The organism is Halochromatium roseum, from assembly GCF_016653315.1.
Lineage (GTDB): Bacteria > Pseudomonadota > Gammaproteobacteria > Chromatiales > Chromatiaceae > Lamprobacter > Lamprobacter roseus.
In genome coordinates, this window is record NZ_NHSH01000017.1 from 1 (window position 1) to 5,477 (window position 5,477).

Consider the following 5,477-nt stretch of genomic DNA (forward strand, 5'->3'; position numbering starts at 1 on the left):
GGGGTGCGCCCGAGCAGGTCGCGAATGTGGAATTGAAAGCCGGGCAGGGTTCGGGAGCGGACAATGCCGTCAGCGCCGAGTATGGACTCGAAGCCGCCGTCGCCACCCCGCGACAGAAAGGTCAGACCCTCCGGATCATGATGGACGATGTAATACTCACGCACGCCCGCTTGCGCATAGTCGCGACGCTTCTCCACCTCATCGCGCTCGCGCGCGGCGCGGTTGCTGTCGGACAGGGCCTCGATGCAGAGGTCGAAGATGCCGCGATAGGAGCGGTCGAGATCGCCTAAGGGAACCGGATTGTCGTTACGCACGACGGCAAGGTCTGGTTTGCGAATGACGACGCGATCGGAGAGCGCCAGGCGAAAGCCATGCTCAAGCGCCGTGCACTTGGCAATCGGCTGCCACTTGAGGAACTCGTCGAGCAGCGCGCGGAGCCAGCTGTAGATCCAGTAGGTCAGGTTGTCCGACACTGGCTTCTCCTCCAGGCGGCCGTTGTTCCACTCGTAGTGCACATCCGCAAATTCGTAGTAATGGGCCCAGTACTCGACCTCGGAGACCCAGCGCCCGTCGGCGTTCATCAGATCCTCCTCGGTGGGCCGAAGATCCGACCGAAGATCCTCAGTAGTGGCTAGGGCCTTGGCGGTTGCAGGCATGTCAGCACCTCTTGGGTGTGGAGCGAACGGTTGGCGACGATTGATCCGTCAAGCCGTGGTCATCACGGCGAAACGCTCGTGAGAGGCTGTGACAGTTCCGGCAGACGCTCGATCTCGACAGTCTGGGTCGGGAACGCAAACTTGACCTCGAGCCGTTCGGCAAGACGGACGATCTCGAGCAGCACGCGCTGGCGCTCGACCAATTCGGCCGACCAGTCCGGGACCTGCAGGAAGAAGTAGAGCATGATGTCGAGGCTGCTCGGCGCGAAATCGTTGAGCACCACGTGGAAATAATCCTTGCGCGTGCTGGGCGTGGCCATGATCACGGCCTTGATGCCCTCAACGAAGGCCTCGATGCGCTCCGGCGGCGTGTCGTAGCGGATCGCTAGGGTGGTATAGACGCGCCGATAGGTGCGCCGGCCCATGTTGTCGATGGTCGCTGCCATGGTGGATGAATTCGGCACCGAGAGCTGGGAGTCATAGAAGGTGCGGATGCGGGTGCTGCGGAAGCCGATGTCCTCGACCGTGCCTTCGACGCCGTTGAGTTTGATCCAGTCGCCGATTGCGAATGGCCGATCGAGCATGATCGCGATCGAGCCGAGCAGGTTGGCCAGGGTCTCGCGGGCGGCCAGTGCGATCGCCAAGCTGCCAACGCCAAGACCGGTCAGCACCGAATAGGCGGGTAGACCGATGCGGTCGGCGGCATCGATCACCATCGCGGCAATGGCGATGACGATCAGGAGCTTGAAGCCAAGACGCAGTAGCTGGCTATCGATACCGCGCGAGCGCAGGCGACGCGAGCGAATGATAACCTCTGGAATACGGCTGAAGACAACCGCGACCAGCCAAGCCAACAGTGAATACTCGATGACGACGAAGACCCGCGCGATGCTTTGCAGCATCGACCCGGTGAAATTGATCTGCCAATCGATCAGCGCATGGACGCTTACCGCTAGCAACAGCGCGAGCATCAATGCGATCATGGTGCGCCAGCGGGTCTCGCGGCCGAGCTTGGCTTGAGCGCGGCGCTCGGCGCGACGCGCGAGTCGGTAGGCCAAGAGCGCGATGGCGATCGCACCGATGACAGCTGCGGCGGCGGCGAGCCATTGCCAGACCGCCTGCCCAAGCCATTCTTCAGCGAGCCAAGGCGGCAGTGCGTGACTGTCGGCCCAGGTGAAATCGATCCCGGTCCCAGGCGTCAGCGTATAGGCGCGATAGATCCCTGGCGTCGAGCCCTGCGGTCGATAAGGCAGATCCTCAACACTGGCAAAGAAGTCCTCCGCCCGGTCGACGGTATCCGCGCTGAACAGCCAGGCCCCCGCGCGTGGCCCTTCTTGGACCTGTTGCAGCAGGATCTCGGTATTGGGGATCCGCCATTGGGTCAAGTCCTCGCGCTCGACCTGCTCGGCATCCGGAATACTGGCGTAGGGCGGCAGCCCAACGCGGTCGATGACCTCTTTCAGCAAGAGCGCGACCTCGGCCCCAACCCCCTCGGCAAAGGCCCGCGGAACCTCGCTGAGGTCCAAGGTGCGCACCGCGCGGCGCAGGGGCTGCAGCGTCTCCCGACCCGACTGCTCGGGGTCCTTGCCAATCAGATAGACGCGGTCCAGGTTCAAGATCAGGCTGGCAATGGTCGCCCTCGGGCTGGAGGTATCAGGCGGGCGCAGCGGATTCAGCTCGGCCGCGATCGCCGCGGGCAATGGGTGATCTTGGGTATCCGCCGCCAGCGTCGAACCCAGGGGCTGAAACAGCCCCATCACCAAGATGAGCAAAACACCGACTAACGCGAGTTTCAGATGGCGCCAATCTAACCCATTGCACCACATCATTAGCCGTTTGAGTCCCGCGCTCTTGCCGCGCGCGGAGGTCATCGGTGAGGGTCTCCTATCAGTTGACGAAGACATCGATCCTGGCTTCCGCGTTCATAACGGTTTCAGTTCCAAGCTCAACGGCACTGAGGATATCCACGGCCCCAGCAATCTCAGCCTCACCATAGGCGTGGCCAGTGCGGCGAAAGGCATCGGAGAAATAGCCAGCCACCATCGTTTTATTCGCCAGCGTAAGTTGATCGTCCGTGCCCGGCTGCGCACCATTCGCGATATCCAGCGCGATCCGCGCGAAGGTGGATTGGCGAAGCTCGGGATTCAGACCAGAGACATTACTGCCATTCAATAAATCCATATAAAACGCAAGACCCGCGGCGTCGACCGGGCGATTGAAAAGCTGCATGAACAGCTCAGTAATGAGCTGCTCCTCACTAAGACCGGAAAAGCGTTCGCGGTACTCAGCTGAGTCAATAAAGGCGTTCAGCAGCTCGTCCTCCCAAACGCCATTGGCCTGCATGAGGGCCGCCATCCAATAATCGAGACCAGCCGGGTCCGCCGGGCGTCCATAGTAGGCCAGATACATGAGCTGGAGTTGCTGGACGTCCGCTGTTGGGATTTGGAGCAGGTTATCCGCACCGAGATCCAGCGCCTCAGCAAGGTATTGATAGCCTTGTTCGAGCACCGCCTGACGCGTGGTTGCGAAGAGATGGCGATATTCATCAATCACATCAACGGAAAAAGGCGCGGCGCTGGACTTGGCGTCCTGGTTGATGAAGACATGCAGAACACCCGGATGCCCACCATTGATCTCAAAATGCGGGTTATCAATGGTTTCGACATCGAGCCGATAATAGCTCAGACGAAAATCCTCACTGGTCTGATAGACCCAGCTTGGCGCGGTATCCTTCCAAGCGCGCGCATCGAAGACCGCGGGCGAACTGGTCTTCAGCTCAATACCAAACATCGCTAGCGGGGCCGTGTTGCCTGGGTGGAGATAATCAGGCTGACCAAAAAGATTGAGGAGGTCAGACGGCAGTGGCAATACCGCGCCCCGCGTATCACCAATCTGCGCAAGCATCGCGGCCGTTGACTCCTCATCACCCATGCTACTGGTGTTCGCGAACAGCGTCAGGACAAAATCATCCGGATTATGAGCAAACTGGATCTGCTTGAGCGCATAAGCCGCGGCCAGGTTGTCGACATAGCCACCATCGTAGAGCCGGAGGGCACGTTGTTCCGTCAATTGCCAAAGATCGGCTTGCGGATCGATGTCGCCAATCGAGAGCCGGTTATCCTGATCAAGGGTTGCACCGATCGCCGCCCGTTTCATGAAGGTTGAAAGTCCAGCAAATAGGCTGGTACCAACCCCCTGAGCATCAACGCCCTCCGGTGTTGCATTCAACCTTGCGATGGCTCTGCTGATCAGTTGTTTGGCAATCTCGAACGTCAGTGTTTCAGAGGCCAGCCCCGCGGCGGCCGCTGACGAAACCAACGCGACGTCAAAGATTCGGACGTTATAGAGATCGATCTCAGCCGGCAGTTCGGTCGTCATGCCCGTACCGGCGATATCACTCCAGTAACGGAGCGTTTTTGGACCGGATGGCAAGAGATTCGCGGCAAGGGGACTTGGGGCTTCGACAAGATCACCTGGATCGACGAAGAGGATGGGAATCGGCCCTTCAATCGGGGGCTGTTCAGCGGCCCCCGGATCGACGGAGACGGTGTTCGTGTACGGATCTAACCAACTCGCACTACCGGCGTCATTCAGCACCTCCATGGAGGTGCCCATGGCCCCGGCAACGACGATATCTTGATCATCGAGCGCGGGTCCACGGCCGCGGTGCTGAAATCGACGATTGAAATCCAGCGACAACCCAGCCCAATCCAGGACGATATTGAGTGCCTCTCTCCAGGTTGGGCCTTGATTCAGATCACCGTCCCACAGACTCGCGAGAAAGACCAGACCGGAGGCCCAGTTGCCATCTTCAACCTCATAGATCAGGTCTTCGAAGATGACATCAACGATCATTATCGAGAGGTCTTGACAATGCCAGCTTGGTATCGTCTCTGGACACTGTGCTTGCAGCAATTGAATCAGATTGTCTCTCGCCCGCGGCGACAACGCCTCAAACCGCCTGACCTGAGAGCCCATATAGCCCTGATCCCCAAACCAATCATCAACATCTGGCGCGGCATCGAGGGCATCGACAAATTGCCCTGAATAAGCCAGCATGGTCAGGAACCAGCTACCGCCGGAATTCCCGGCAAGCAAATCCTGATTGGCAAAAATGGCGTGGAGGTCTGGCGTTGGCACCAGCCCTTGCTGACCTGCCGCCACCAAGCCCGCGAGCCAGCCGGAGGAGGCGGTGTGGGTACTCCAACCGCCGCCGGAAAAACTGACCGCACGCGTTTGCGCGGTCTCTGGACCGAGCTGAGCGGCCGCGGACAGGGAATACAGGAGTACGACAAGCACACCGGGGATCAGCAAGGTCTGACGCAGCATCATTCATCTCCACTCTGACTCAGGTTGTGTTCGGCCGATCTAGCAGTCTACACCGCCTTTCAAAAACAGGCTCAGTATCGTCTTGATCGTTCTCGCCATCCTAGCAGCCTGTCGGACTTTCATAGCTACCGCCCGCTTGCCGACTTGGTAGACTGTCGTCCCGTTTCAGGACCAACGCCGATGCCCAACCTCCGCTCGATCGATCGCGACCGCCCGTTAGCGTTGCCCCTGTCGTTACAGGACTGGCTGCCCGCGGGTCATCTGGCGCGCTACATCGTCGAGGTGGTGGAAGCACTCGATCTGAGCCCCCTGATCCAAGCGTACGCCGGACGCGGGAGCTTGCCCTATCACCCAGCGATGATGCGCTCGCTGTTGATCTACGGCTACGCCACGGGCTGTTACTCCAGTCGCAAGATCGAGTTGGCCACGTTTGATTCGGTGGCCTTTCGCTTCATCGCCTGCAATCAGCACCCCGATCATGACACCCTGGCG

At 59.9% G+C, this 5,477-nt stretch carries 5 protein-coding genes; 2 read left to right on the forward strand and 3 right to left on the reverse strand.

From position 1 onward, the window contains the following. From CCR96_RS02180 to CCR96_RS02190, 3 genes are all read right to left on the reverse strand, one after another. The coding region (locus CCR96_RS02180) for a Uma2 family endonuclease (RefSeq protein WP_242518362.1) at positions 1–656 on the reverse strand (656 nt) is incomplete at its 3' end. Between the two features lie 62 nt (positions 657–718). After that, positions 719–2,527, reverse strand: a complete 1,809-nt coding sequence (locus CCR96_RS02185; protein WP_242518363.1) for a mechanosensitive ion channel family protein — start codon at positions 2,525–2,527, stop codon at positions 719–721. 16 nt (positions 2,528–2,543) lie between these two features. Continuing rightward, the gene (locus tag CCR96_RS02190; protein ID WP_201215846.1) at positions 2,544–4,355 is read right to left on the reverse strand and encodes a DUF4214 domain-containing protein; all 1,812 of its coding nucleotides are present in this window, start codon (positions 4,353–4,355) and stop codon (positions 2,544–2,546) included. Positions 4,356–4,403: 48 nt separating this feature from the next. Here CCR96_RS02190 and CCR96_RS02195 point away from each other — a divergent pair, with 48 nt between their 5' ends. Together CCR96_RS02195 and CCR96_RS02200 are read left to right on the forward strand one after the other, a co-directional pair. After that, entirely contained in the window at positions 4,404–4,703 is a 300-nt protein-coding gene (locus CCR96_RS02195) for a hypothetical protein (protein ID WP_201215849.1), read from the forward strand. Positions 4,704–5,165: 462 nt separating this feature from the next. Continuing rightward, the coding region (locus tag CCR96_RS02200) for a transposase (protein ID WP_201215855.1) at positions 5,166–5,477 on the forward strand (312 nt) is incomplete at its 3' end.

What these genes read in the sequence shown, in the direction of transcription:
- CCR96_RS02185 (WP_242518363.1), bottom strand. Translation starts at nt 2,527, where the DNA reads ATGACCTCCGCGCGCGGCAAGAGCGCGGGACTCAAACGGCTAATGATG.